24 protein-coding genes are annotated in these 23,969 nt (G+C 72.4%); 12 read left to right on the top strand and 12 right to left on the bottom strand.

Annotation, left to right across the window (positions count from 1 at the left end):
* Positions 1–51 precede the first annotated feature (51 nt).
* On the top strand, positions 52–1,890 hold the full coding sequence (locus tag KZQ38_RS10540) for an acyl-CoA dehydrogenase family protein (RefSeq protein ID WP_219440664.1): 1,839 nt from the start codon (positions 52–54) through the stop codon (positions 1,888–1,890).
* Here the strand turns inward: KZQ38_RS10540 and KZQ38_RS10535 are convergent.
* On the bottom strand, positions 1,887–2,195 hold the full coding sequence (locus tag KZQ38_RS10535) for an AzlD domain-containing protein (protein ID WP_219440662.1): 309 nt from the start codon (positions 2,193–2,195) through the stop codon (positions 1,887–1,889). The genes KZQ38_RS10540 and KZQ38_RS10535 overlap by 4 nt on opposite strands.
* Positions 2,192–2,872 (bottom strand): AzlC family ABC transporter permease, encoded by a 681-nt coding sequence (locus tag KZQ38_RS10530; RefSeq protein WP_219440660.1) that lies wholly within the window; start codon positions 2,870–2,872, stop codon positions 2,192–2,194. The genes KZQ38_RS10535 and KZQ38_RS10530 overlap by 4 nt, the downstream gene beginning before the upstream one ends.
* 56 nt (positions 2,873–2,928) lie before the next feature.
* On the opposite strand from KZQ38_RS10530, the gene KZQ38_RS10525 reads away from it, so the two are divergent.
* The 4 genes from KZQ38_RS10525 (at position 2,929) to KZQ38_RS10510 (ending at position 4,871) form a co-directional block, all read left to right on the top strand.
* The gene (locus KZQ38_RS10525; protein WP_219440658.1) at positions 2,929–3,486 is read left to right on the top strand and encodes a helix-turn-helix domain-containing protein; all 558 of its coding nucleotides are present in this window, start codon (positions 2,929–2,931) and stop codon (positions 3,484–3,486) included.
* Between the two features lie 30 nt (positions 3,487–3,516).
* Positions 3,517–4,287: a class I SAM-dependent methyltransferase gene (locus tag KZQ38_RS10520; protein ID WP_308258337.1), complete on the top strand. Its 771-nt coding sequence runs from the start codon at positions 3,517–3,519 to the stop codon at positions 4,285–4,287.
* Positions 4,288–4,395: 108 nt separating this feature from the next.
* Positions 4,396–4,629, top strand: coding sequence for a hypothetical protein (locus tag KZQ38_RS10515; protein ID WP_219440656.1), 234 nt, complete (start codon positions 4,396–4,398; stop codon positions 4,627–4,629).
* The gene (locus KZQ38_RS10510; protein WP_219440654.1) at positions 4,626–4,871 is read left to right on the top strand and encodes a hypothetical protein; all 246 of its coding nucleotides are present in this window, start codon (positions 4,626–4,628) and stop codon (positions 4,869–4,871) included. The genes KZQ38_RS10515 and KZQ38_RS10510 overlap by 4 nt, the downstream gene beginning before the upstream one ends.
* 25 nt (positions 4,872–4,896) lie before the next feature.
* Here the strand turns inward: KZQ38_RS10510 and pdxS are convergent, their stop codons facing one another.
* A complete protein-coding gene (pdxS, locus tag KZQ38_RS10505; RefSeq protein WP_372452221.1) occupies positions 4,897–5,805 on the bottom strand; it encodes a pyridoxal 5'-phosphate synthase lyase subunit PdxS in 909 nt (302 codons plus the stop codon).
* A 284-nt stretch (positions 5,806–6,089) separates the two neighbouring features.
* On the opposite strand from pdxS, the gene KZQ38_RS10500 reads away from it, so the two are divergent.
* Positions 6,090–8,147: an elongation factor G-like protein EF-G2 gene (locus KZQ38_RS10500; RefSeq protein ID WP_219440650.1), complete on the top strand. Its 2,058-nt coding sequence runs from the start codon at positions 6,090–6,092 to the stop codon at positions 8,145–8,147.
* 49 nt (positions 8,148–8,196) lie between these two features.
* Here the strand turns inward: KZQ38_RS10500 and KZQ38_RS10495 are convergent, their stop codons facing one another.
* Positions 8,197–9,687 carry a CoA-acylating methylmalonate-semialdehyde dehydrogenase gene (locus tag KZQ38_RS10495; RefSeq protein WP_219440647.1) on the bottom strand — a complete coding sequence of 497 codons (1,491 nt, stop codon included), beginning with the start codon at positions 9,685–9,687 and terminating at the stop codon, positions 8,197–8,199.
* Positions 9,684–10,973 (bottom strand): aspartate aminotransferase family protein, encoded by a 1,290-nt coding sequence (locus tag KZQ38_RS10490; protein ID WP_219440645.1) that lies wholly within the window; start codon positions 10,971–10,973, stop codon positions 9,684–9,686. The genes KZQ38_RS10495 and KZQ38_RS10490 overlap by 4 nt, the downstream gene beginning before the upstream one ends.
* Before the next feature lie 107 nt (positions 10,974–11,080).
* On the opposite strand from KZQ38_RS10490, the gene KZQ38_RS10485 reads away from it, so the two are divergent.
* The gene (locus tag KZQ38_RS10485; RefSeq protein WP_219440643.1) at positions 11,081–12,694 is read left to right on the top strand and encodes a PucR family transcriptional regulator; all 1,614 of its coding nucleotides are present in this window, start codon (positions 11,081–11,083) and stop codon (positions 12,692–12,694) included.
* Positions 12,695–12,707: 13 nt separating this feature from the next.
* Here the strand turns inward: KZQ38_RS10485 and KZQ38_RS10480 are convergent, their stop codons facing one another.
* Positions 12,708–13,265 (bottom strand): hypothetical protein, encoded by a 558-nt coding sequence (locus tag KZQ38_RS10480; RefSeq protein WP_219440641.1) that lies wholly within the window; start codon positions 13,263–13,265, stop codon positions 12,708–12,710.
* A 511-nt stretch (positions 13,266–13,776) separates the two neighbouring features.
* Positions 13,777–14,754, bottom strand: coding sequence for a LysR family transcriptional regulator (locus KZQ38_RS10475; RefSeq protein ID WP_219440639.1), 978 nt, complete (start codon positions 14,752–14,754; stop codon positions 13,777–13,779).
* Positions 14,755–15,071: 317 nt separating this feature from the next.
* Between KZQ38_RS10475 and KZQ38_RS10470 the strand changes: the two genes are divergently transcribed.
* The 5 genes from KZQ38_RS10470 (at position 15,072) to KZQ38_RS10450 (ending at position 19,383) form a co-directional block, all read left to right on the top strand.
* The gene (locus KZQ38_RS10470; RefSeq protein ID WP_219440637.1) at positions 15,072–15,914 is read left to right on the top strand and encodes a nitrilase-related carbon-nitrogen hydrolase; all 843 of its coding nucleotides are present in this window, start codon (positions 15,072–15,074) and stop codon (positions 15,912–15,914) included.
* Positions 15,911–17,296 (top strand): dihydropyrimidinase, encoded by a 1,386-nt coding sequence (gene hydA / locus KZQ38_RS10465; protein WP_219440634.1) that lies wholly within the window; start codon positions 15,911–15,913, stop codon positions 17,294–17,296. Before KZQ38_RS10470 ends, hydA begins: the two co-directional genes overlap by 4 nt.
* 8 nt (positions 17,297–17,304) lie before the next feature.
* Entirely contained in the window at positions 17,305–18,297 is a 993-nt protein-coding gene (locus KZQ38_RS10460; protein ID WP_219440632.1) for a TIGR03842 family LLM class F420-dependent oxidoreductase, read from the top strand.
* A gap of 60 nt (positions 18,298–18,357) precedes the next feature.
* Entirely contained in the window at positions 18,358–18,870 is a 513-nt protein-coding gene (locus tag KZQ38_RS10455) for a DUF4240 domain-containing protein (protein WP_308258336.1), read from the top strand.
* Between the two features lie 138 nt (positions 18,871–19,008).
* Positions 19,009–19,383 carry a PH domain-containing protein gene (locus tag KZQ38_RS10450; RefSeq protein ID WP_219440628.1) on the top strand — a complete coding sequence of 125 codons (375 nt, stop codon included), beginning with the start codon at positions 19,009–19,011 and terminating at the stop codon, positions 19,381–19,383.
* Positions 19,384–19,395: 12 nt separating this feature from the next.
* On the opposite strand, the gene KZQ38_RS10445 is transcribed toward KZQ38_RS10450, so the two are convergent.
* The 5 genes from KZQ38_RS10445 to KZQ38_RS10425 form a co-directional block, all read right to left on the bottom strand.
* Positions 19,396–20,361 (bottom strand): NUDIX hydrolase, encoded by a 966-nt coding sequence (locus KZQ38_RS10445; RefSeq protein WP_308258335.1) that lies wholly within the window; start codon positions 20,359–20,361, stop codon positions 19,396–19,398.
* On the bottom strand, positions 20,358–21,476 hold the full coding sequence (locus tag KZQ38_RS10440) for a glycosyltransferase family 4 protein (protein WP_219440626.1): 1,119 nt from the start codon (positions 21,474–21,476) through the stop codon (positions 20,358–20,360). Before KZQ38_RS10440 ends, KZQ38_RS10445 begins: the two co-directional genes overlap by 4 nt.
* On the bottom strand, positions 21,473–22,405 hold the full coding sequence (locus tag KZQ38_RS10435) for a phosphatidylinositol mannoside acyltransferase (RefSeq protein ID WP_219440624.1): 933 nt from the start codon (positions 22,403–22,405) through the stop codon (positions 21,473–21,475). The genes KZQ38_RS10440 and KZQ38_RS10435 overlap by 4 nt, the downstream gene beginning before the upstream one ends.
* On the bottom strand, positions 22,402–23,010 hold the full coding sequence (gene pgsA / locus KZQ38_RS10430) for a phosphatidylinositol phosphate synthase (protein ID WP_219440622.1): 609 nt from the start codon (positions 23,008–23,010) through the stop codon (positions 22,402–22,404). Before pgsA ends, KZQ38_RS10435 begins: the two co-directional genes overlap by 4 nt.
* Positions 23,011–23,071: 61 nt before the next feature.
* Positions 23,072–23,911 (bottom strand): helix-turn-helix domain-containing protein, encoded by an 840-nt coding sequence (locus KZQ38_RS10425; RefSeq protein WP_219440620.1) that lies wholly within the window; start codon positions 23,909–23,911, stop codon positions 23,072–23,074.
* Positions 23,912–23,969 lie beyond the last annotated feature (58 nt).

The raw sequence follows: 23,969 nt of genomic DNA, 5'->3' as shown, positions 1-23,969 counted from the left end.
CGGGGTGTGACACCGAAAGGTGGCTCGGCCGCGCTTGTGTTAGGCATGGTCATGGCTGACGCACTCCGTGACCTGCTCGACGGCCGCTGGGCCGAGTTGCGCCGATCCTCGATCGACCTGCTGGCGAAGCTGCCGGCGGAGCGCGCGCCGGACCGGGCGGAGGTGTTCGAACAGCTCGGGGTGCTGGCCGCGGGCGGGTACTCCCGGATCGGCTTCCCGGTCGAGTACGGCGGTCGGGCCGACATCGGCGGGTCGGTGGTCGCGTTCGAGGCGTTGGGCTTCGGCGACCTGTCGTTGATGGTGAAGGCCGGTGTGCAGTGGGGCCTGTTCGGCGGCGCCGTGCAGGCGTTGGGCACGCGGGAGCACCACGACCGCTACCTGCGGGCGATCATGAGCCTGGAGCTGCCGGGGTGCTTCGCGATGACGGAGACCGGGCACGGCTCGGACGTGCAGCGCCTGCGGACGACGGCGACGTACGACCCGGAGACGCGGGAGTTCGTCGTGCACACGCCGGACGACGAGGCGCGCAAGGACTACATCGGCAACGCGGCCCGTGACGGGCGGATGGCGGTGGTGTTCGCGCAGTTGGTCACCGGTGGGCGGTCCTACGGGGTGCACGCGTTGCTGGTGCCGATCCGCGACGAGTCGGGTGCGCCCCTGCCGGGCGTGCGGATCGAGAACTGCGGCCCCAAGGCGGGGCTCAACGGCGTGGACAACGGGCGGCTGTGGTTCGACCACGTGCGGGTGCCGCGCTCGGCGCTGCTCGACCGCTACGGGGCGGTGTCCGAGGACGGCCGGTACTCCAGCCCCGTCGAGGGTGACGGGCGGCGGTTCTTCACGATGCTCGGGACGTTGGTGCGTGGCCGGATCAGCGTGGCCGGCGGTGCGGGCAGCGCGACCAAGCGGGCGTTGACCATCGCGATCCGGTACGGGCTCGCGCGGCGGCAGTTCACGCGGCCCGGCAGCGGCGAGGAGGTCGTCGTCCTGGACTACCTGGCCCACCAGCGGCGGTTGCTGCCCGCGTTGGCGACGTCCTACGCGTTGCACTTCGCCCAGGAGGAGCTGGTGTCCGCGCTGCACGACGTGTCCGACGACCGGGCGCAGCGGGAGCTGGAATCACGTGCCGCCGGCTTGAAGGCGGTGTCCACGTGGCACGCGACGGCGACGATCCAGGCGTGCCGGGAGGCGTGCGGTGGCGCGGGGTACCTCTCCGAGAACCTGTTGGCGGACCTGAAGGCGGACACGGATGTCTTCACGACGTTCGAGGGCGACAACACCGTCCTCCTCCAGTTGGTCGCGAAAGGACTGCTGACCAGCTACCGGGACCACGTGGGTGATCTGGACCCGTGGGGCATGGCGCGCTTCGTGGCCGACCAGTTCGTCGGCGTGGTGATCGAGCGGACCGCCGCGCGGGCCATCGTGGACCGGTTGGTCGGCGGCAGTTCGGACGCGTTGCGGGACCGGGGTTGGCAGTTGCGCCAGTTCGAGGACCGCGAGCGGCACGTGCTGGAGGGCCTGGCGCGGCGGTTGCGGGCGGCGACGGAGGCGAACGCGTTCGACGTGTTCAACGCCGCGCAGGACCACCTGCTGCACGCGGCGCGGACGCATGTGGACCGGGTGGTGCTGGAGGCGTTCGTCGCGGCTGTGGACCGGTGCGGCGACGAGGCGACGACCGCGTTGCTGGACAAGGTGTGCGACCTGTACGCGTTGAGCGTGATCGAGGCGGACCGGGCGTGGTTCCTGGAGCACGGCCGCCTCACGCCCGCGCGGTCGAAGGCGGTCACCCAGGCGGTGAACGAGCTGTGCGCCGAGCTGCGGCCCCACGCCCGGCGGCTGGTGGACGCGTTCGGCGTGCCGGAGAGCCGGCTGGCCGCGCCGATCCTCGGCTAGGGCAGCCCGGCGAAGCGGAGTGCCGCGGTGGTCGCCGCGGCCAGGACGACGACCAGCACGAACGGCGCCTTGCGCCACGCCGCGACGCCGCCGACCAGCACGCCGATCGGCAACGCCCACCCGGCGAAGCCCTGCCCCTTGGTGAGCGAGGCGGTCGCCACGAGCGCGACCAGCAGGACGGTCGCCGACGTCGACATCAGCTCACCGGCCCGGTCCGGCAGCCGGAGCCGGTCGCGCAGCAGCGGCCCGGCGAGCCGGAACGCGTAGGTGCCCGCGGCGAGCACCAGCACGGCGGTCAGCGTCACGTCCGGGCCTCCGTCCGGCGCAGGGCCGCGACCAGGCCGCCGAGCGCGAGCAGCACGGGCACGCCGGGCGGCAGGAACGGCGTGGCGGCCAGCGCGATCGCCGACCCGAGCAGGGCGGCGTCGCGGGTGCGGCGGTCCTTGAGGGCGGGCAGCGTGAGCGCGAGCAGGGCCGCGGGGAACGCCGCGTCCAGGCCGAACGCGCCCGGGTCGCCGATCGCCTGGCCGACCAGCGCGCCGGCGACCACGGCCACGTTCCACGCGGCGAACAACGCCACGCCGCACGACCAGTAGGCGGCCCGCGCCCGTGCCGGGTCGCGCTCGGCGATGGCGAACGCGACCGTCTCGTCGATCAGGAGGTGGCTGCCGACCACGCGGGCGAGCAGCCCGCGACCCAGCACGTCGCCGACCGCGAGCCCGAACGGCAGGTGGCGGGCGTTCAGCACGAGCCCGGCCAACACGGCCGCCGCCGGACTGCCGCCACCCGCGACCACCCCGACCGCCATGAACTGCGAGCCGCCCGCGAACACGAGCAGCGACATGACGACCGGCATCCACCACGGCAGACCGGCCGCGACCGAGATCGCGCCGAACGACGCGCCGTTGACGGCAGCACCGGCCGCCACCGCGCCCACGTCGCGCAGCAGCTTCGGATCTTGGGTTCGCCATGTCGAACGCATCGTCTTCTAAAATGAACAGTGGCAGACTGTTCGTCAAGACGAACGATGGGACTGTTATGTCGAACACAGGTGCGCCGCTGGACGTCATCGCCGCCTCGCTGCGCCGGGAGCGCGACCGTGCCGGGCTGTCGTTGAGCGAACTCGCCAAGCGGGCGGGCATCGCGAAGTCCACGTTGTCCCAACTGGAGTCCGGCAGCGGCAACCCGAGCGTCGAGACGCTGTGGGCGCTGGGCGTGGCGCTGGGCGTGCCGTTCAGCCGTTTGGTGGACCCGCCCACGCCACGCGTGCGCGTCATCCGCGCCGGCGAGGGGCCGTCGATCCACTCGGAGCGCGCCCACTACGCGGCCACGCTGCTCGCGTCCTGTCCCCCGGGCGTCCGCCGGGACATCTACGTGCTCGACGTGGAACCCGGCAGCCCCCGCGACTCCGAGCCCCACATGGCGGGCACGGTGGAGCACATGATCGTCAGCCGAGGCCGCGTCCTCGCCGGGCCAAGCGACGAGCCCGTCGAACTCGGACCCGGGGACTACCTGGTGTTTCCCGGCGACGTGCCGCACACGTGCTCGGCACTGACCACGGGCACTTCGGTCGTCCTGGTGATGGAACACGTGTAGACCGGTCGTGCCGCGCACTACGGTGGCCCCGTGCCCGAACCCTCCACGCGGGATTTCTACGACGATCTGGCCCCGGACTACCACCTGATGTTCCGGGACTGGGACGCCGGCATCGCCTACCAGGCCGAGGTGTTGGGCAAGCTCGTCCACGGCCACCTCGGCACCGGACCGCACACCGTCCTGGACTGCGCGTGCGGTATCGGCACCCAGGCCATCGGACTGGCCGGGGCCGGGCACCAGGTCGTCGGCAGCGACCTGAGCCCGGTCGCCGCCACGCGTGCCGCCGCCGAGGCCGCGGCACGGGGGAACCGGCTCCCGACCGTGGCGGCCGACATGCGGGGGCTGCCGTTCAGGGACGCGTCGTTCGACGTCGTCCTCTGCGCGGACAACTCGCTCCCGCACCTGCTCTCCGGGGAAGACGTCCGGGCGGCGCTCCTCGGCATGAGACGGGTGCTCCGGGACGACGGGCTGCTGGTGATCACCGTCCGGGACTACGCGGAGGCGCGGCGGACCGCGGCGACACCTCCCCAGGTCTCGGAAACCCGCGACGGCCAGGTGATCACCTTCCAGCTGTGGCACTGGCACGAGGACGGCGAGCACTACGACCTGGAGCACTTCCAGCTCGTCCCCGAGGAGAACACCTGGCAGATCCGCGTCCGCCGGAGCACCTACTGGGCGTTGACGGCCCCGCGGCTGACGGAGTTCGTGGCCGAGGCCGGTTTCACCGACATCACCTGGCACAGTCCCGATTCCAGCGGGTACTACCAGCCCGTGCTCACCGCACAACGCGCTCGGGCCTGAATCGCCGAACCCGGTGTAGAACGCCCGTTCGAGGGATATCGCTCAAACGCGGAATCGACCGAGACGACTTCCATGACAGCCACCAGCGCACCACCTAGCCTCGGCGACATGACCGATGGCGAGACGCAGTCACTCCATGTCCGCGTGCCCGTCGAGGTCGTCGCTTCCCTTCGGACGCGGCCGAAATCCGCCGGCATGTCGCTGACCGACTACGTCAGCGCGATCGTGACCGAGGCGGCCAACAAGCCGACCATGTCGGAGTGGGTCGAGTCCGCGACCGACCGGTCGCGGGGTGTCGAGGGCGAAGCGCTGCGCACCACCCGAGAGGAAGCGGTGCGGTGAAGGTCGACTCCGTGGTCGCTGCCGAGTCCCCGCGCCTGTCGCTCCCGCGCAGCCTCTCCACCACCACACCGGCGGCACCCGACCCGGTCGGCGACTCCCCGAACCCGCCCACGATGGCCGACTCCTACCGGGCGAGTTGGCCGCGCACGTGGCGGGTCGACGGCGAGGCGCTCCAGGAAGCGGTCCGCGAATCGTCCTTCGCCAACCGGTGGAGCCGCGAAAGGCAGCGGCCCGCCGGGTGATCTCCCGGCGGGCTCGACGGACGTGCTACCAGCCGCGCTCCGCCAGCCGGTGCGGCTGGGGGATGTCGTCGACGTTGATGCCCACCATCGCCTCACCGAGGCCGCGGGACACCTTGGCGATCACGTCCGGGTCGTCGTGGAAGGTGGTCGCCTTCACGATCGCCTCGGCGCGCTGCGCCGGGTTGCCCGACTTGAAGATGCCGGAACCCACGAACACGCCCTCGGCGCCGAGTTGCATCATCATCGCCGCGTCGGCCGGGGTGGCGATGCCACCCGCCGTGAACAGCACGACCGGCAGCTTGCCCGCCTCGGCGACCTCGCGCACCAGTTCGTACGGGGCCTGCAACTCCTTCGCCGCGACGTACAGCTCATCCGCCGGCAGGTTCTGGAGGCGACGGATCTCGGCGCGGATCTTGCGCATGTGCGTGGTCGCGTTCGACACGTCACCGGTGCCGGCCTCGCCCTTGGACCGGATCATCGCGGCGCCCTCGGTGATCCGCCGCAGGGCCTCGCCGAGGTTCGTCGCACCGCACACGAACGGCACGGTGAACTGCCACTTGTCGATGTGGTTGGCGTAGTCCGCGGGCGTCAGCACCTCGGACTCGTCGATGTAGTCGACGCCCAGCGACTGGAGCACCTGCGCCTCGACGAAGTGCCCGATGCGCGCCTTGGCCATCACCGGGATCGACACCGCGGCCACGATGCCGTCGATCATGTCCGGGTCGCTCATCCGCGACACGCCGCCCTGCGCGCGGATGTCGGCGGGCACGCGCTCCAACGCCATGACGGCCACCGCGCCCGCGTCCTCGGCGATCTTGGCCTGCTCGGCGTTGACCACGTCCATGATCACGCCGCCCTTGAGCATCTCGGCCATGCCGCGCTTCACGCGCGCGGTGCCGGTGACGTGCGTCCCGGAGTCGGATGAAGTGGTCACGGCCAACCTTTCGCGTCGGTGAACAACGCGCCCATGTTACGTCCGACGTGGACCGCCGAAGCAGGCCAATTCAACGCGTTCTCAGCAGTCCACTCGACGCACAACCGCAGGTAGTGGCCTACGCCACCGCAAACACTCGGCCAACGACACGTCCCGGCGGCCCGTCCCGCCGAATACAGCCCTTCCGGGTTCCTCCTGCCGGGTCGGTTGTGCCGGGTTGGGCTTGTCCCATCGCCGCAGCGGGTGTGAGATCGAACACTAAACACTTGTGGAGGGCGGTCCTCATGGGAACGAAAAACTCCGACAACGGCCATTCGGCAGGCGCGGTCGCTGTAGACGACCCGGCCAAGGTCCGCAACGTCGTGCTGGTCGGCCCGTCCGGCTCCGGCAAGACGACGCTCACCGAGGCCCTCCTCGCCAGCACCGGCGTGGTGCCCCGGGCCGGCTCGGTCACCGAGGGCAACACGGTGTGCGACCACGACCCCGCCGCCGTGCGGCAGCAGCGCTCGGTCGGCCTCTCCATCGCGCCGGTCCGGCACGGCGACGTCAAGATCAACCTCATCGACACGCCGGGCTACGCGGACTTCGTCGGCGAGCTGCGGGCCGGGCTGCGGGCGGCCGACGCCGCGTTGTTCGTGATCAGCGCCGCCGAAGGCGTCGACGCCACCACGGTCGCCCTGTGGGAGGAATGCGCGTCGGTCGGGATGCCCCGGGCCGTGGTCGTCGCGCGCACCGACCACCACCGGGCCGACGTGCTGTCCGCGATCACCGCGTGCCAACAGGCGTTCGGCGCGGGCGTCGTGCCGCTCTACCTGCCCGGCGACGACGGGTTGGTCAACCTGCTGACCACCGCCGACCCGCGGTACGAGGAGCAGCGCAACGCCCTGATCGAGGGAATCATCGCGGAGAGCGAGGACGAGACCCTCATGGACCGCTACCTCGGCGGCGAGGAGGTCGACCAGGCCACCCTGGTCGCCGACCTGGAGACCGCCGTCGCACGCGGCTCCTTCCACCCCGTCCTGTCGGTCTGCGCGCTGACCGGGATGGGCCTGCCGGAACTGCTGGACGGCATCGCGCGCGCCTTCCCGTCACCGCTGGAGCACCCGCTGCCCGAGGTCACCGGCGTGGACGGCATACCCCAGCCCCGGCTCGCCGCCGACCCGGACGGACCGCTGGTCGCGGAGGTCGTCCGGACCGCCGTGGACTCGTACGTGGGTCGTGTCTCGCTGGTCCGGGTGTTCTCCGGGACGCTGCGGCCCGAACGCCCGGTGCACGTGTCCGGGCACGGCATGGCCGACCGCGGCCACGAGGACCACGACGCGGACGAACGCGTCGCCCACGTCTACTCGCCGCTCGGCTCGAACCTGCGCGAGGTGCCGTACTGCGTGGCGGGCGACCTGTGCGCGTTGACCAAGCTCGGCTCCGCCGAGACCGGCGACACGGTGTCCGCGCCGGACCGGCCGCTGCTGGTCGAGCCGTGGGAGATGCCGGAACCGCTGCTGCCGGTCGCGGTCGTGCCGCGCAGCCGCAGCGACGAGGACAACCTGGCGCGCAACCTCGGCAAGCTCGTCGCGGGCGACCCCACGCTGCGGCTGGAGCGCAACGCCGAGACCCACCAGCTCGTGCTGTGGTGCATGGGCGAGGCGCACGCGGACGTGGTGCTGGCCCGGCTGCGCGCGGGTGGCGCGGAGGTCGACACGGAACCGGTGCGCGTGGCGCTGCGGGAGACGTTCGCCGGCCCGGCCAAGGGCCACGGCAGACACGTCAAGCAGTCCGGCGGCCACGGCCAGTACGCGGTGTGCGACATCGTGGTGGAACCGCTGCCCCGCGGCGCCGGGTTCGAGTTCGTGGACCGGATCGTCGGCGGCGCGGTGCCCAACCAGTTCATCCCCAGCATCGAGAAGGGCGTGCGCGCCCAGCTCGAACGCGGCCTGTCCGGCGGTCACCCGGTGGTCGACGTGCGGGTGACCCTGGTGGACGGCAAGGCGCACTCGGTGGACTCGTCGGACGCGGCGTTCCAGACCGCGGGTGCCCTCGCGCTCAAGGACGCGGCGGCCAACGGCCGGACCACCGTCCTGGAACCGCTGGACGAGGTGTCCATCCGGCTGCCGGACGAGCACCTGGGCACCGTGCTGGGCGACCTGTCCGGTCGCCGGGGTCGCGTGCTCGGCACCGAGGCCGACACCCCGGGCTACACGGTGATCCGCGCCGAGGTGCCGTCGACCGAACTGCTCCGGTACGCGATCGAGCTGCGCTCCCTGACCTCCGGCACCGGTGGGTACACCCGCCGCTTCGGCCGCTACGACCCGCTGCCCCAGGCGCTCGCCGCCCGCGCGACCTGACCACGCCGCCACCCGGTTCCCCGCCGAGGCGCGGAACCGGGTGGCGGGCTCAGGTGTTCTGCGGGAATCCCAGGTTGACGCCGCCGTGCGACGGGTCCAGCCACCGGCCCGTGACGACCTTCGTACGCGTGAAGAAGTGCACGCCGTCCGGCCCGTAGGCGTGCGAGTCGCCGAACAGCGAGTCCTTCCAGCCGCCGAACGAGTAGTACGCGACGGGCACCGGGATCGGCACGTTCACGCCGACCATGCCCACCTCGACCTCGTTCTGGTACCGCCGCGCCGCGCCGCCGTCGTTGGTGAAGATCGCCGTGCCGTTGCCGTACGGGTTGTCGTTCACCACGCGCACGGCGTCCTCGTAGGTCGCCACGCGCGACACGGACAACACGGGGCCGAAGATCTCGTCGCGGTACACCGACATCCCCGTGCCCACGTGGTCGAACAACGTCGGCCCGAGCCAGAACCCGCCCGGCTCACCGTCGACCGGGTGATCCCGGCCGTCCACCACCAGCTCCGCGCCCTCGGCGACACCGGCGTCCAGGTAGCCCGCCACCCGGTCCCGGTGCGCGCCGGTGACCAGCGGGCCCATCTCGCACCCCGGCCGCCGCCCGTCCCCGACGCGCAGCCCCGCGATGCGCTCGGCGATCTTCGCGACCAGCTCGTCCCCGACCGGGTCGACGGCGACCACGACCGAGATCGCCATGCACCGCTCGCCCGCCGAGCCGAACCCCGCCGACACGGCCGCGTCGGCGGCCAGGTCGAGGTCCGCGTCCGGCAGCACCACCATGTGGTTCTTGGCCCCGCCCAACGCCTGCACGCGCTTGCCGTGCCGGGTGCCGGTCTCGTAGACGTACCGCGCGATCGGCGTGGACCCGACGAACGACACCGCCTTCACGTCCGGGTGCTCCAGCACCCGGTCCACCGCTTCCTTGTCGCCGTGCACGACGTTGAACACGCCGTCCGGCAACCCCGCCTCCGCGAGCAGCTCGGCGAGGAACACCGCCGCGGACGGGTCCTTCTCCGACGGTTTGAGCACCACCGCGTTGCCGCACGCGATGGCGTTCGGCACGAACCACAGCGGCACCATGGCCGGGAAGTTGAACGGCGAGATCACGCCGACCACGCCCAGCGGCTGCCGGATGGAGTACACGTCGACCCGCGTCGAGGCGTTCTCGCTGAACCCGCCCTTGAGCAGGTGCGGGATGCCGCACGCGAACTCCACGGCCTCCAGGCCGCGCTGCACCTCGCCCGCCGCGTCGGACAGCACCTTGCCGTGCTCGGCGGTCACGATCGCGGCCAGCTCGTCCTTGCGCGAGTCGAGCAGCTCGCGGAACGCGAACAACACACCCGACCGCCGCGCGAGGGACGCCTCGCGCCACTCGGTGAACGCCGCCCGCGCGGCGGCCACCGCCTCGTCCACCACGTCCGCCGAGGCGAAGTCGACCCGCGCGGCCACCTGCCCGGTCGCCGGGTCGAACACGTCGCCCGCGCGGGTCGCGACGCCCTCCCACGGCTTGCCGCCGATCCGGTGCGTGATCCTCACAGCACGTCCCCCAGGATGCCCAGTGCTTCCGCCACCTCGTCCTCCGTCACCGTCATCGGCGGCGCGAGCCGGATGACGTTGCCGTGCAGGCCGCCCCTGCCGACCAGCAGGCCGCGTTCCCGCGTGCCCTCCAGCACGGCCGTCGCCGCCTTCGGGTCGGGCTCGCCGTCCGGGCCGACCAGCTCGATGCCCACCATCAACCCCTTGCCGCGCACGTCGCCGACGGCCGGGCGCTGCTCGGCGATGCCGCGCAACCCGCCGATGAGCCGTTCGCCCATCTTCGCCGCGTTCGCCTGGAGGTCGTGGTCCAGCAGGTACTCCAGGGTCGCCGCCGCGCCCGCCGTGGACACCGGGTTGCCGCCGAACGTGGAGATCGAGTTGGCCGACAGGCAGTCCATCAGGTCGCCACGCGCCACCACGCCGCCGATGGCGAGCCCGTTGCCGAGACCCTTGGCGAACGTCATGGCGTCCGGCGTGATGCCGTGTGCCTGGATACCCCAGAAATGCTCGCCCGTGCGCCCCCAGCCGGTCTGCACCTCGTCGGAGATGAACAGGATGCCGTACTCGTCGAGGACTTCCTTGAACGCGGCGAACAACCCGTCCGGCGGAGTGGCGAAACCACCGACGCCCTGAATGGGTTCCGCGATCATGCACGCCACGTCGCCCGCCGTGGTGGTCGCCAGGACCTCGCGCAGGTCGGCGACGCACGCCCGGACGTAGTCCGCGTCGGACAGGTCCTTGAACGGGCTGCGGTACCGGTAGCCGCCGTGCACCCAGCTCACCTTGACCGGGCTGAGCGACGACGCCGACCAACCCCGGTTGCCGGTGACGGCCATGCTCGCGAACGACCGGCCGTGGTAGGAGTTGCGCAACGCCAGCACCTGGTCGCTGCGGCGGTACTGGGTGGCCAGCACGAGTGCCGTCTCGTTCGCCTCGGTCCCGGAGTTGGTGAAGAACACCTTGGCGTCCGGGATGCCGGACAGCCCGGCGATCCGCTCGGCCAGCTCCACCTGCGCCCGGATCAGGTACAGCGTCGAGCTGTGCAGCACGCCGGTGTCGAGCTGCGCGCGGACCGCGTCGCTGATCTCGGCGACGTCGTAGCCGATCGCGTTGGTCAGGATGCCGGCGAAGAAGTCCAGGTAGGTGCGGCCCTCCCGGTCGGTCACGCGGCGGCCCGAGGCGTGCGCCAGTTCGATGGGCTGCTCGTAGTACAGGGCCAGCCAGCCCGGCATCACCGCGCGGTGCCGGGCGAGCAGTTCGGCGTGCCCGCTTCCGTTCGCTGCCATCACGTCCTCCTCGGGGGCGTCCCTGGACCGGAAGTCTGGTCGGGACACCACGCCGCCGCCATGCACAACGTGTACCGCATTCCGGCAATTCGACTTACATTGTGTTCATGTACCCCACGGTGGCCGAAGCCCTCGCCCTGCCGGTCGTCCGCCGGGCCCGGCCGCGGGTCGTCGCGGGCGCGGGCGGCATCCAGCGGCGGGTGCGCTGGGTGCACGCCGCGGAGATCGCCGACATCGCCCACCTGCTGCGTGGTGGCGAACTCGTGCTCACCACGGGCATCGCGCTGCCGGACGACGCGGACGGCCTCGCCCGGTACGTCGCCGACCTGGCTGAGGTGGGCGCGGCGGGGCTGGTGGTGGAGCTGGTGCGGCGGTGGGGCGGCGGGGTGCCCGCCGCCCTGGTGACCGCCGCCGAGCGGCACGAGCTGCCGCTGGTGACGCTCGCCGAGGAGACCCGGTTCGTGTCGGTGGCCGAGGCGGTGGTGGCGTTGATCGTGGACGCCCAGCTCGCCGAGCTGCGGGCCGCCGAGCAGGTGCACGAGACGTTCACCGCGCTCACCGTGGCCGGCGCGGAACCCGCGGAGGTGCTGCGCGAGGTGGCCCGCACGTCCGGGCTGCCCGTCGTGCTGGAGACCCTGGGGCACGAGGTCCTGGCCTACGACGCGGCGGGCCAGGACCCGACGGCGTTGCTCGCCGACTGGGCCGCCCGGTCGCGGGCGGTCACGCAGCCCGAGCGCACCGCCTACCACGAGCGGTCGGGCTGGCTGGTCACCGTGGTCGGTGCGCGTGGCGCGGACTGGGGTCGGCTGGTGGTCCTGTCGCCGGAACCGCCGCCCCACCGGCACGTCGTGGTGGCCGAGCGTGCCGCGTCCGCGCTGGCCGTGCACCGCCTGGTGGCGCGTGACCGGGAGTCGTTGGAGCGCCAGACCCACCGCACGCTGCTCACCCAGTTGCTGGACCGACCGCCGCACGACCTGGTCGCACGCGCGGCGGCACTGGGTGTGCCGCTGGAGCGCAGGCAGCTCGTGGGCGTGGCGATCCGGCCGGGCGCCGCCACCCCGCCCGCGCAGGCGCTGGCCACCCAGGAGGTGTTGCGGGACCTGGCCGAGGCGGCGGCGCTGGCCACGCGCCGCGTCACGGTGCCCGCGCTGGTCGGGGTCGTGGACGACACCAGCGTGCGCGCGCTGCTGTCGCTGCCGCCCGCCGCCGGGCTGGACGGCGTGCTGCGCCGCCTGGCCCGCGAGGTGCACCGCACCGCCGCCACCACACCGCACTCGGTGCCGGTCGTGATCGCGGTCGGCACCACGGTGTCCGCGCTCACCGAGGTGCGGCGCAGCCTCGGCGAGGCGGCACACATCGCGGCCGCCGCGATGCGCTCGCCGGGCAACCGGCTCTACCACCGGCTGGACGACGTGCGGCTGCGCGGGCTGCTGCACCTGCTGCGTGACGACGAGCGGGTGCGTGCCTTCGCGGACCGGGAACTCGGCGCCCTGGTCGACCGCGACGCGAACCAGGGCAGCCGTTTACTGGAATTGCTCCGCGGTTTTTGCGAGCACGGCGGCAACAAATCCGCCGCGGCGAACGCGGCGCATTTGTCGCGGACCGCCTACTACCAACAGCTCGCGCGCATCGAGCAGATTCTCGGTGTATCGCTGGACGACCCGGAATCGGTGTTGTCGCTTTACGTCGCGCTGGTGGTGCACGAACTCGGCGAGCGCTGATCCCGGCGACGCCTCAGCCCAGCGGCGGCAGCGGCACGGCCGGCTTCGCCTGGTCCGCCAGGCCGGGCAGGGTGGCGGACTTCAGCGGGGGCACCGGACCCACCGGCTTCGACACGCCCGGTGCGGTGATGTCGCCCTTCACCGGGAGGTCGCGGGCCTGGGCGGCGCTGGGCAGCCGCGGTGCGGACGCGACCGGTGCGGACGCCGGGGTGACCGAACCCGGCGTGACCGCGCCGGTGGCGGACGAACCGGGGGTGACCGGGCCGGGGGTGACCGCGCCCGGGGTGACCGCGCCGGGCGCGGCGGGCGGCGCGGTCAGCGGAACCGGCGTACCGAGCACCGGGAGGTTCACGGGCACGAGGTTCGCCGGGGACGGCAGCGCCTTGCCGGGCACGGCGCCCGTGATCGTCTTGGTCACGTCCACGTCGACGTTGGAGGTCTTGCCGAGCTGGTTCTCCGCGATGTCCAGCGGCGCCTCGGCGGCCGAGGCGGCGCCGACGAGCAGGGGCGACGCGCCGACGGCGAGCAGGGCGGCGGCACGCAGGAGTCCACGCGGGCGGTGTGCAGACACGATGTTCCCATCAGGGGTTCGGGGACCGAAACGGTTGACCCCTCCCTCATCGGCAGCCCGGCCTGCCGACCACACCCGCTCGATAGGGTGAACGACACCGCGGATCACCGCTCACCCGAACGAGATGCCACGGACGGGCGGTCGACGACACGCCACGTGTCCGTCCACGGTGGACGGCCCGTCGCGGGCCCACGCCGGGGAGACTCGGCACGGACCCGCGACGGTTTCCGCTCCCCCGGGTTTCAGGGGCCGGTGACCCCCGGCGGACGACCGCCGGAGTCGCGGTGCGCCCGGACGCCGTGCGCCGGGTCGCGCGTGGCGGGGTGGCGGTCGACGAGCGCACCGGTCCGGAGTGGACCCGACCGGGTCACCCCGACCACGTCGTCGGCGGAACGCCCCCGCGCAGAAAGGCGGTAATTCCCCGTGAGCAGTAATTCGCACCGCACGGGCGCGGTGATAACGGATAGGTCATACGACGGAGTTATGGCAGGGGATTTCAACGGGCAGGTGCTCACGGCACCGCCGCGTGATTGCGCACGACGCCGAACTCCGGGTGGCCGCGCAGCCACGCGGTGTAGCGGGGGTTGCGCTCCGCGGTTTCCCGGTACGCCTCACCCGCGTACCGCAGCACCTGCGGTCCGAAGGCGGCGGCGGGGCTCTCCGGGTCCCAGCCGATCAGGTGCCGCCAGCGCAGCGGAGCGCCGGCGATGGGCATCGCGACCACGCCGGGCGCGCGGCGGAAGGTGGGTTGGCACAGCGCGACCGCGTCCCCGGACGAGGCCAGGTCGATGCAGCTGTTGATGTCCACCTCGTACATCGTGCGCGGTGTGAAGCCGGAGCGGCTGCACGCGGCCACGAAGCACTCGCCGAAGCAGCCGTCGCCGGGCACCACGGCCCACTGCATGTCCTTGAGGGCGCCCAGCTCCACCTCTTCCAGCAGGGTGAAGGGGTGGTCCTCGGGCATGAGCACGAAGATCGGGTCGACCGCGATCAGGCTCCAGGTGAGCCCGTGGTCGGACGGGGGTGGCGCGTCACCGCAGACGGCGGCCAGCACGTAGTCCAGCCGCCCCTGGGCGACCGCGGACGCCAACTCCTCGTTCGACCACGAGACCTGGGTGCTGACGTGCGCGCCCGGGTGCGACTCGGTGATCCGGTGCACGACACCGCCGAGCATCGGACCGTTCACCGCGCCCACCCGGTACCGCTCGGTGGGCATGGTGTCGTCGACCAGGCGCAGCGCGTCCTCCTGGAGGCGGGAGAACGCCGGCAGCAGCACGCGGGCCCGCTCCAGCACCAGTTCGCCGAGCGTGGTGGGACGCGCGCCCTTGTGATCGCGCTCGAACAGCTTGCCCCCGAGCAGGCCCTCGATCCGGTGCAGTTGCGCGGTGAGCGCGGGTTGCGCCAGGCCCAGCAAGGAAGACGCCTTCGAGAGGCTGCCCGCGTCGGCGATGGCGCACACCACGCGCAGGTGTCTCAGTTCGAGCTTCATCCAACCGACGGTAGGTGAACGGACACACCCAGTCGAGGGTCCGGAGAGCGCCGGAGGGACCATTCCGCGCGCGGTGGACCGGAGCACCGGTCCACGATGAACACTGTGTTGTCAGAAGACCACAAGCATGAACACTTTGACACTGCCCAGCACACGCGCGACGCGCTGAGGATTTCGGGTGGAAATCCCGCAGTCCCACTCATGTGAGGGATTTTCACAAGCCTGGCCGGGGCGGGCGACCACCCCCGGCCCAGGTCACACCCGTCCCGGTGGGACCCCGGACGTCGCCCGGCCCGGCCACCCCGGAGGGAGGACGCGTGAGCAACACCGTCCGCGCGGGTCTGGTCCAGCAGGAGTGGACCGGTGACAAGGACTCGATGATCGCGAACGCGGTGTCGGCGATCGCCACCGCCGCGTCGCGAGGCGCGCAGGTCGTGTGCCTGCAAGAGCTGTTCTACGGACCGTATTTCTGCCAGGTGCAGGACACGGCGTACTACTCGTACGCCGAAGGCGTCCCGGACGGGCCGACCACCGAGCTGATGCGGGAGGTGGCCGCGCGGCACGGCGTCGTGCTGGTGGTGCCGGTGTACGAGGAGGAGCAACCCGGCGTCTACTTCAACACCGCGGCCGTGATCGACGCCGACGGCACGTACCTCGGCAAGCACCGCAAGAACCACATCCCGCAGGTGCGGGGCTTCTGGGAGAAGTTCTACTTCCGACCCGGCAACCTCGGCTACCCGGTGTTCGACACGGCGGTCGGCCGGATCGGCGTCTACATCTGCTACGAGCGCCACTTCCCGGAGGGCTGGCGGGCGCTCGGGCTGGGCGGCGCGCGGATCGTGTTCAACCCGTCCGCGACCTCGCGCGGCCTGTCCGAGTACCTGTGGCGGCTGGAGCAGCCCGCCGCCGCGGTGGCCAACGAGTTCTTCGTCGGCACGATCAACCGCGTCGGCGTGGAGCCGCTGGGGGACAACGACTTCTACGGCCAGTCCTACTTCGTGGACCCGCGCGGGCAGCTCGTCGGCGAGGCCGCGTCCGACACCGCGGGGGAGGTCGTGGTCCGGGACCTGGACATGGACCGGCTCGCCGAGGTCCGGGACCTGTGGGCGTTCTACCGCGACCGCCGCCCGGACACGTACGAACCGCTGGTGCGGCCATGAGCACCCTGGTCGCGGGCGGGCTGGTGGTGAACGCGACCGGCGCCGTCGAGGCGGACGTGCTGGTGGTGGGCGAGCGCGTCGCCGCGCTGCTCGCACCGGGCTTCCCGGTCGAGGCGGACGAGGTCGTGGACGCCACCGGGAAGTACGTGATCCCCGGCGCGGTCGACGCGCACACGCACATGGAGATGCCGTTCGGCGGCACGTTCTCGGCGGACACGTTCGCCACCGGCACCACGGCGGCGGCGTGGGGCGGCACCACGACGATCATCGACTTCGCCGTGCAGGCCAAGGGCGCATCGCTGCTCTCGACCCTGGACCGGTGGCACGCCAAGGCGGACGGGAACTGCGCGGTCGACTACGGGTTCCACATGATCGTCTCCGACGTCAACGACACGTCGCTGAAGGAGATGGAGTCCTGCGCGAACGCGGGCGTGAACACGTTCAAGCTGTTCATGGCCTACCCCGGCGTCTTCTACGCCACCGACGGCGAGATCCTGCGCGCGATGGCCAGGTCGCGGGAGATCGGCGCGACGGTCATGATGCACGCCGAGAACGGCATCGCGATCGACCAGCTCGTCGCGCGGGCCCTCGCCGAGGGCCGCACCGCACCCGTGGAGCACGGGCTGACCCGACCACCCGAACTGGAGGGCGAGGCCACGTCCCGCGCGATCACCCTGGCGGCGGTCACCGGCTGCCCGCTGTACGTCGTGCACCTGTCGGCGGCGCAGGCGCTGGACGCGGTGGGCCGGGCCCGTGCGGAAGGGCGCAACGTGTTCGCCGAGACGTGCCCGCAGTACCTCTACCTGTCGCTGGCGGACCTGGCGAAACCGGGTTTCGAGGGTGCGAAGTACGTCGCCTCTCCCCCGCCGCGCCCCGCCTGGCACCAGGCGGAGCTGTGGCGCGGGCTGCGCACCAACGCCCTGTCCGCGGTGTCCACCGACCACTGCCCGTTCTGCTTCGCGGAGCAGAAGGAACTCGGGCGCGGCGACTTCTCCCGCATCCCCAACGGGATACCGGGCGTCGAGCACCGGGTCGACCTGCTGCACCAGGGCGTGGTGCGGGGCGAGATCGGCCTGGCGCGGTGGGTGGAGATCTGCTCCACCACGCCCGCCCGGCTGTTCGGGCTGCACCCCCGCAAGGGCGTGGTCGCGCCCGGCGCGGACGCGGACCTCGTCGTGTACGACCCGAACGCGCGGCAGACCATCTCGGCGGCGACGCACCACATGAACGTGGACTACTCGGCGTACGAGGGTTTCGAGCTGACCGGGAAGGTCGACGTGGTGTTGTCGCGCGGGCGGGTCGTCGTGGACGGGTCCGGTTTCCGGGGCGCGGTCGGGCACGGCCGGTTCCTCACCCGCGGGCCGAACGAGTACCTGGTGTAGGAGGCGTCGTGGACTTCGGCGTGGTGTTGCAGACCGACCCGCCCGCGCGTGACGTGGTCGCGGCGCTGAGAACCGCCGAGGACAGCGGTTTCCGCTACGGCTGGACGTTCGACTCGACCGTGCTGTGGCAGGAGCCGTTCGTCATCTACTCGCAGGTGCTGGCCGCGACCAAGGACCTCGTGGTCGGCCCGATGGTGACCAACCCGGTCACCCGGGACTGGTCGGTGCTCGCGTCGTTGTTCGCGACGTTGAACGACATGTTCGGCAACCGCACCGTGTGCGGCATCGGGCGCGGCGACTCGGCACGGCGGGTGATCGGGCGTCCGCCCGCGTCGCTGGCCACGCTCGCCGCGGCGATGACCGTGGTGAAGGGGCTGGCCGAGGGCCGCGAGGTGCTCCACCACGGCACGCCGGTCCGCATCCCGTGGGTGCGGGACGGGAAGCTGGAGATGTGGATGGCCGCGTACGGGCCGCGTGCGTTGAAGCTGGCGGGTGAGCAGGCCGACGGGTTCATCCTCCAGACCGCCGACCCGGACATCGCCCGCTGGACCATCGGCGCGGTGCGGGACGCGGCGGTGGCCGCCGGCCGCGCCCCGGACGACGTCACGGTGTGCGTGGCCGCGCCCGCGTACGTCGGGCGGGACCTGGCGCACCAGCGGGACCAGTTGCGCTGGTTCGGCGGCATGGTCGGCAACCACGTGGCCGACCTGGTGGCCCGGTACGGCGACCAGGGCGCCGTGCCCGTGGCGTTGACCGACTACATCAAGGGCAGGCGCGAGTACGACTACGCGCACCACGGCCGGGCGGGCAACCGGTCGGCGGACTTCGTGCCGGACTCCGTCGTGGACCGCTTCTGCCTGCTGGGCCCGGCGGCGGCGCACGTGGAGCGGCTGCACGAGCTGCGCGAGCTGGGCGTGGACAACTTCGCGCTGTACCTGATGCACGACGCGAAGGCCGAAACGCTGGCCGCGTACGGGGAAGACGTCCTGCCGGCGGTCTGAAGGCGCTGGTCGCGGACCCGGCGGTCCGAATTGTCGGACCTCGCCGCTAGGGTCCGCACCGTGACATTCGAGACCGATGAAGCCCGGTTCTGGGCTCTGCTGGAAGACGCCTGGGCCGGGGCGGGCCCCGAGGCGAACGGTGTGCGCGCGGCGTTGGCCAAGCGGGTGCCGGAGGAGGACGACGGCTTCGCGGCGGTGGACGAGCTGGACGACCACCTGGACGCGGTGCTCGACGCGCTGCGCACCGCCACCGAGGGGCTGTCCAGCGAGGAGCTGACGGCGCTGGACGCGGTCGTGGAGCGCAAGATGCACGACATCGACCGCCAGGACGTGCACGAGGTGACCGACGGCTCGGACGACGGTTTCCTGTACGCGCGGGGTTTCATCGTGGTGCTGGGGCGGGAGTTCTACACGGCCGTGGCGGCCGATCCGCGCATGGCCGTCCAGGACGCCGAGTGCGAGAGGATGCCCTACTTCTTCGCGCACCTGCACGCGGACCGGTTCGGTGGTTTCCCGGGCACCGGTTCGGGCATCTCGCGCGAGACGGCGACGAACGCGGCCGGCTGGGCGTGACGGGCGGTTCCGGGGCGGGTCGCGCCCCGGAACACCCCCGCTCCGGGTGCATCGAATCTCCGGGATGTCCCCGATACCCGCCCTGGAATCGGGTTGGAGGCGCCCGGTCGGCGCCCGGCGGCGGGTACCGTCGGAGCCGTGATCGACTTCGAGAAAGCATCCGTGTTCAAGCTCGCGCCGTGCCGACCGGAGGACATCGCACCGCAGGTGTCGCCGATCCTGATCCAGGGCGAGCGCATCGTGTCGTGCTTCAAGACGGTGCGCGACTTCGTGGTGTTCACCGACAAGCGCGTGATCGCGGTCAACGTGCAGGGCATGACGGGCCGCAAGAAGGACTTCACGTCGCTGCCCTACAGCCGCGTGCAGGCGTTCTCCATCGAAACCGCCGGCACCTTCGACATGGACGCCGAACTGGACCTCTGGTTCTCCGGCCTGGGCCAGGTCCGCCTGGAGTTCCGGGGCCACGCCGACGTCCGCCTGCTCGGCCAGATGATCGCGACCTTCGTGCTCTGACGCCGTGCGCGGTCAGCGGACCGGGCGCGTCGTCCCGTCCCAGCCGGCGAGCGCGTCCGGCAGCAGCTCGGCCAGCTGGACCGGGTACACGGTGGCGTCGGTGGCGCGCAGCTCGGCCACCGACCACCACCGGTGGCGGAGGATGGTGCGGCGTTCCAGGTCGTTGAAGCGGGACGTGTCGACCTCCGCCGCGGTCGTCCGCGCCACGAAGAACCACTCCTCGGCGGCGTAGCTCAGGCCGTCGAAGCGGAACACCGCCTGGCGCTTCCACACCGGGCCCGCGAGGTCGTCCGGCACGAGCCGCAGCCCCGTCTCCTCGTGCGCCTCGCGCAGGGCCGCCGCCCGCAGGTCCTCGGCGGGCTCCACCCCGCCGCCCACGGTGAACCAGAACAACTCGTCCGGCCGCGCCGGGTCGAACCCCTCGAACAACAGCACGCGGTCGTCGCCGTCGACCAGCACCACCCGCGCCGACACGCGCTGCGTCGGCACGTCCGCGGCCGGTTCGGCGATCTCGAAGTACGCCGGCGTCGGCGCGGTGCCCGCGAGGCGCAGCCAGCGCACCAGCCGCCACCGCCGCAACGCCAGCGTGTCCCGCACGGCGTCGTTGTGCACGCGCCTGGCCAGCACCACGCGTTGCTCGGCGTCGGACAGCTCCGCCGCCAGCGCGGGCGCGAGCGCCGACCGGTCGAGGTCGGCGAGCAGGCCGCTCAGCTCGTTCTCCGCCGCCTCGCGGTCCGGGCGCGCGGCCCGCTCCGCCCGGTCGGCCGCCGCACGCAGCCCCGCCTGGTCGCACACCGCCGCGACGGCCCGCGTCACCACGGCCCGCCGCGCCAGCGCCGCGTCCAGCGCGGCCCACGCGGCGTCCGTGCGCACGTGCAGCCGGTCCAGCCGGTTGGCGGTGCCCAGCACCCACGGGCCCACCAGCACCAGCAGGCCGAGCAGCACCAGGAACGCCGACGCCATCCCGGAACTGGTCACGCCTCACCCACCCGTCGCGGGTCGGCGGCCATGGCGCTCTCGTACACCCGGAGCACCTGCCCGGCCACCACCGACCAGTCGTAGGTCATCACCCGCTGCCGCGCCGCGTCCACGTAGCCCGCGCGCCGCGCCGGGTCCGCCAGCAGGTCGCGCAACGCCGCCGCGAGCGCTGCCGGTTCGCCGACCGGGGTCAGCACGCCCGCCCGCCCGTCGTCCAGCACCCGGCGGAACGCGTCGAGGTCGCTCGCCACCACCGCCGTCCCGGCGGACATGGCCTCGGTGAGGATGATGCCGAAGCTCTCGCCGCCGGTGTTCGGGGCGCAGTACACGTCCACGCTGCGCAGCGCGCGTGCCTTGGTCTCGTCGTCCACCATGCCCAGGAAGTCCATGCGGGCCGCCAGCTCCCGCCCGGCGGCCTTGCGCAGCTCGGCCTCGTCGCCGCGCCCGACGATCAGCAGCCGCACGTCGTCGTCCAGCGCGCGGAACGCCTCCAGCAGCACCGGCATCCCCTTGCGGGGCTCGGTGAACCGGCCGACGAACCCGACCGCGCCGCCGGGCCGCGGGTAGCCCGGCAGCGGTTCGGCGTCGGCGAAGAAGCCCACGTCGACGCCGTTCGGGATCTCCACCGCGTCCCCGCCCAGGTGCTCCACCTGCACCCGCCTGGCCAGCGCGGACACCGCGATCCGGGCGGTGATCTTCTCCAGGAACGGCTGGAGCACGACCTGGAACGCCGACAGCATCTTCGACCGCGGCGTGGAGGTGTGGAACGTGGCCACGATCGGCCCGTCCGCCAGCATGAGCGCGAGCATGGACAGCGAGGGCGCGGTCGGCTCGTGCAGGTGCAGCACGTCGAACTCGTGCTCGCCGATCCACCGCCGCACCCGCGCGAACGACACCGGCCCGAACGACAGGCGCGCCACCGACCCGTTGTACGGGATGCCGACCGCGCGACCGGTGGGCGTCACGAACTCCGGCACCGGGGTGTCGTCGTCGGCCGGGCCGAGCACCTCCACCTGGTGCCCCAGCGACCGCAGCGCGCGCGCCAGGTCGACCACGTGCGCCTGCACCCCTCCGGGCACCTCGAAGGAGTACGGGCAGACTATGCCGACCCTCACCCCGCGACCCCCCTGCGCGCCAGCACCCGGGCCAGCGCCCGCTGCCTGGTCTCGGGCAGGTCGGCCAGCCACAGCTGCTGGAGCATGTGCCAGTCCGTGGGGTGGGCGGCGATGTCGGCGGCGAACACGTCGGCCAGCGACTGGGTCGCCGCGCCGACGCCGCGCACGCCCGCGACCCGGATCGGCGGGTGCACCCGGAACGCCCAGCCGTCGGCCGTGAACCACATCCCGACCGGCAGCAGCGCCGCGCCGGTCGTGGCCGCCAGGTGCGCCGGTCCGGCGGGCATCAGGGTGCGCTCGCCGAAGAACGTCACCGGCACGCCGCCCGCCGTCAGGTCGCGGTCGGCGAGCAGGCAGATCACGCCGTTGGCACGCAGCCGCTCGGCGAGCACGGCGGCCGGGTTGCGGTCGCCGCCGGTCAGCGGCAGCACCTCGAAGCCCAGGCCCTCGCGGAACTCGATGAACCGGCGGTACAGCGATTCCGGCTTGAGGCGCTCGGCGACGGTGGTGAACGTGCCGCAGTGCCCGACCAGCCACACGCCCGCCATGTCCCAGTTGCCCGAGTGCGGCAGGGCGAGGACGGCGCCGTTGCCCGCCGCCACGGCCGCGTCCAGGTTCTCGATGCCGGTGACGGTCCACCGCTCGGGGGACCGCACGGCCGCGAGGTCCGTCGACGGCAGCCGGAACGCCTCCCGCCAGTACCGCGCGTAGGAGCGCATCGACAGCCGGACCAGTTCGTCCAGCTCGGCCGCGCCCGCACGCGGCACGACGCGCGCCAGGTTGGCCCGGAGCTGCCGGACACCGGGGCCGTCACGACGCGCGGCCCGGTCCGCGCCCCGGTCGAACAACCCGGCCGCCCACCGCTCCGGCAGCAGCCCGAGCAGCCGCCAGCCCGCCGCGAACCCGAGGTCGGCCAGCCGCTCCTTCACGACGACAGCTCCTTCGCCGACCGCCGCACGGCCACCAACCGCTGCGCCACGGTGAGCACGACCAGCACCGCCAGCAGGTACAGCGCCACGGGCAGGACGTAGGGCACGCCCAGCCCGTGCAGGCCGACGCCGACCAGCGCGATGATGAACCGCTCCGCCCGCTCGGCCAGGCCGCCGTCGGCGGCGAGGCCGGACGCCTCCGCCCGCGCCTTCACGTACGACGTCACCTGCGCGCCGACCAGCGCCACCAGCGCCGCGGCGGCCAGGCCCCGCTCGTCCTGCCCGAAGCACCACCAGGCGATGGCGGCGAACAGGGCGCCGTCCGCGACGCGGTCGCAACTCGCGTCCAGGACGGCGCCGTACGCCGTGCCACCGCCCTGCGCGCGCGCCATCGCGCCGTCGATCAGGTCGAACAGCACGAACGCGGTGACCACGGCCGCGCCGGCGAAAAGCTGCCCGCGCGGGATGAACCACAGCGACGCGGCGACGGAGCCGACGGTGCCCAGCACCGTGACGGTGTTCGGGGTGAGGCCGCGCCGCAGCAGCCACGCCCCGATCGGATCGGTGACGCGCGAGACGGACGCGCGGGCGAAGATGTTCAGCATGGGGCGGTGACTGCACCTACCGGCGGGGACGACTGGGTCCCCGGCAGCCTAACGACCCAGCTCAGCCGAGCTTGCGGTGGTCCCTGGAGATCTGCTCCAGCAGGTCCTCCAGCGCCTCACCCCGCACGGCGAGCCGTTCCAGCCGCCCGAACAGCGTCAGGTACTCCCGCACGTCGTGGGGATCGGTGATGGTCGCGTTCCCGGTCAGCACGCTCAACGTCACGACCCGCTCGTCGTAGACCTGGAACCCGTGCAGCGCCACCAGGTTCGCGTCCGCCGTCCAGGGCACCACGCCCAGTTGGACATTGGGTCTTCGCATGAGCTGCCCGAGGTGCTCGATCTGCTCGCACATCAGGTCGGCCGAGCCCATCCGCCACCGCAGCGCCGCCTCCGCCAGCAGGAAGACGAACCGCTTGCCCACGTCGTCCATCCGCGCCCGCCGACTGCGCAACGTCGCGATCGCGGTGTCCTGCTCGTGGGAGGGCGTGGCGCTGAGCACCACTCTCAAATAGTTCTCGCTCTGCAACAACGCCGGAACGCCGGCGTTCTGGAAAAAGCGACTGGTCGTCGCACGGGCCTCGATCCTCGCCACGGTCTGCTGGTGCCGGTGCGCGCCGCGGTGCAGCACCACCCGGCGGGTCTCCGCCTCGGCGTGCAGCTGGCGCGCCAGCTCGACCAACTCGACCCTGGTCTCCCTGGTCGCCGACAACTCGGCGACCAGTCGCTCCACGTCGGTCACGGACGGGAGGAGCATTCCGTTCTCGATCTTCGACAACTTGGATTGGCTCATCCCGGTCGCCCGCGCGGTGGCCGTGCCGGTCATCTTGGCCTCCGTGCGCAGCCTGCGTAACTCGCGCGAGAGCCGTTCTCGGGCCAGCCGCGAACGCTCAGGTGCGGTCATGAAACGCACGTTATCGATGACCGGGTGCCCCTGACGATCGGCCACACAGGGAATACCG

This window comes from Saccharothrix obliqua (genome assembly GCF_019375475.1).
In the GTDB taxonomy this organism is placed as follows: domain Bacteria; phylum Actinomycetota; class Actinomycetes; order Mycobacteriales; family Pseudonocardiaceae; genus Actinosynnema; species Actinosynnema obliqua.
Note: the sequence above shows the minus strand (reverse complement) of the source record. Positions and strands in the feature narration are given on the sequence as shown.

What these genes read in the sequence shown, in the direction of transcription:
- KZQ38_RS10475 (WP_219440639.1), bottom strand. Translation starts at nt 14,754, where the DNA reads ATGAAGCTCGAACTGAGACACCTGCGCGTGGTGTGCGCCATCGCCGAC.
- pgsA (WP_219440622.1), bottom strand. Translation starts at nt 23,010, where the DNA reads ATGCTGAACATCTTCGCCCGCGCGTCCGTCTCGCGCGTCACCGATCCG.
- KZQ38_RS10490 (WP_219440645.1), bottom strand. Translation starts at nt 10,973, where the DNA reads ATGGCAGCGAACGGAAGCGGGCACGCCGAACTGCTCGCCCGGCACCGC.
- KZQ38_RS10515 (WP_219440656.1), top strand. Translation starts at nt 4,396, where the DNA reads ATGACCGATGGCGAGACGCAGTCACTCCATGTCCGCGTGCCCGTCGAG.
- KZQ38_RS10425 (WP_219440620.1), bottom strand. Translation starts at nt 23,911, where the DNA reads ATGACCGCACCTGAGCGTTCGCGGCTGGCCCGAGAACGGCTCTCGCGC.
- KZQ38_RS10530 (WP_219440660.1), bottom strand. Translation starts at nt 2,872, where the DNA reads ATGCGTTCGACATGGCGAACCCAAGATCCGAAGCTGCTGCGCGACGTG.
- KZQ38_RS10485 (WP_219440643.1), top strand. Translation starts at nt 11,081, where the DNA reads ATGTACCCCACGGTGGCCGAAGCCCTCGCCCTGCCGGTCGTCCGCCGG.
- KZQ38_RS10525 (WP_219440658.1), top strand. Translation starts at nt 2,929, where the DNA reads ATGTCGAACACAGGTGCGCCGCTGGACGTCATCGCCGCCTCGCTGCGC.
- KZQ38_RS10540 (WP_219440664.1), top strand. Translation starts at nt 52, where the DNA reads ATGGCTGACGCACTCCGTGACCTGCTCGACGGCCGCTGGGCCGAGTTG.
- KZQ38_RS10500 (WP_219440650.1), top strand. Translation starts at nt 6,090, where the DNA reads ATGGGAACGAAAAACTCCGACAACGGCCATTCGGCAGGCGCGGTCGCT.
- hydA (WP_219440634.1), top strand. Translation starts at nt 15,911, where the DNA reads ATGAGCACCCTGGTCGCGGGCGGGCTGGTGGTGAACGCGACCGGCGCC.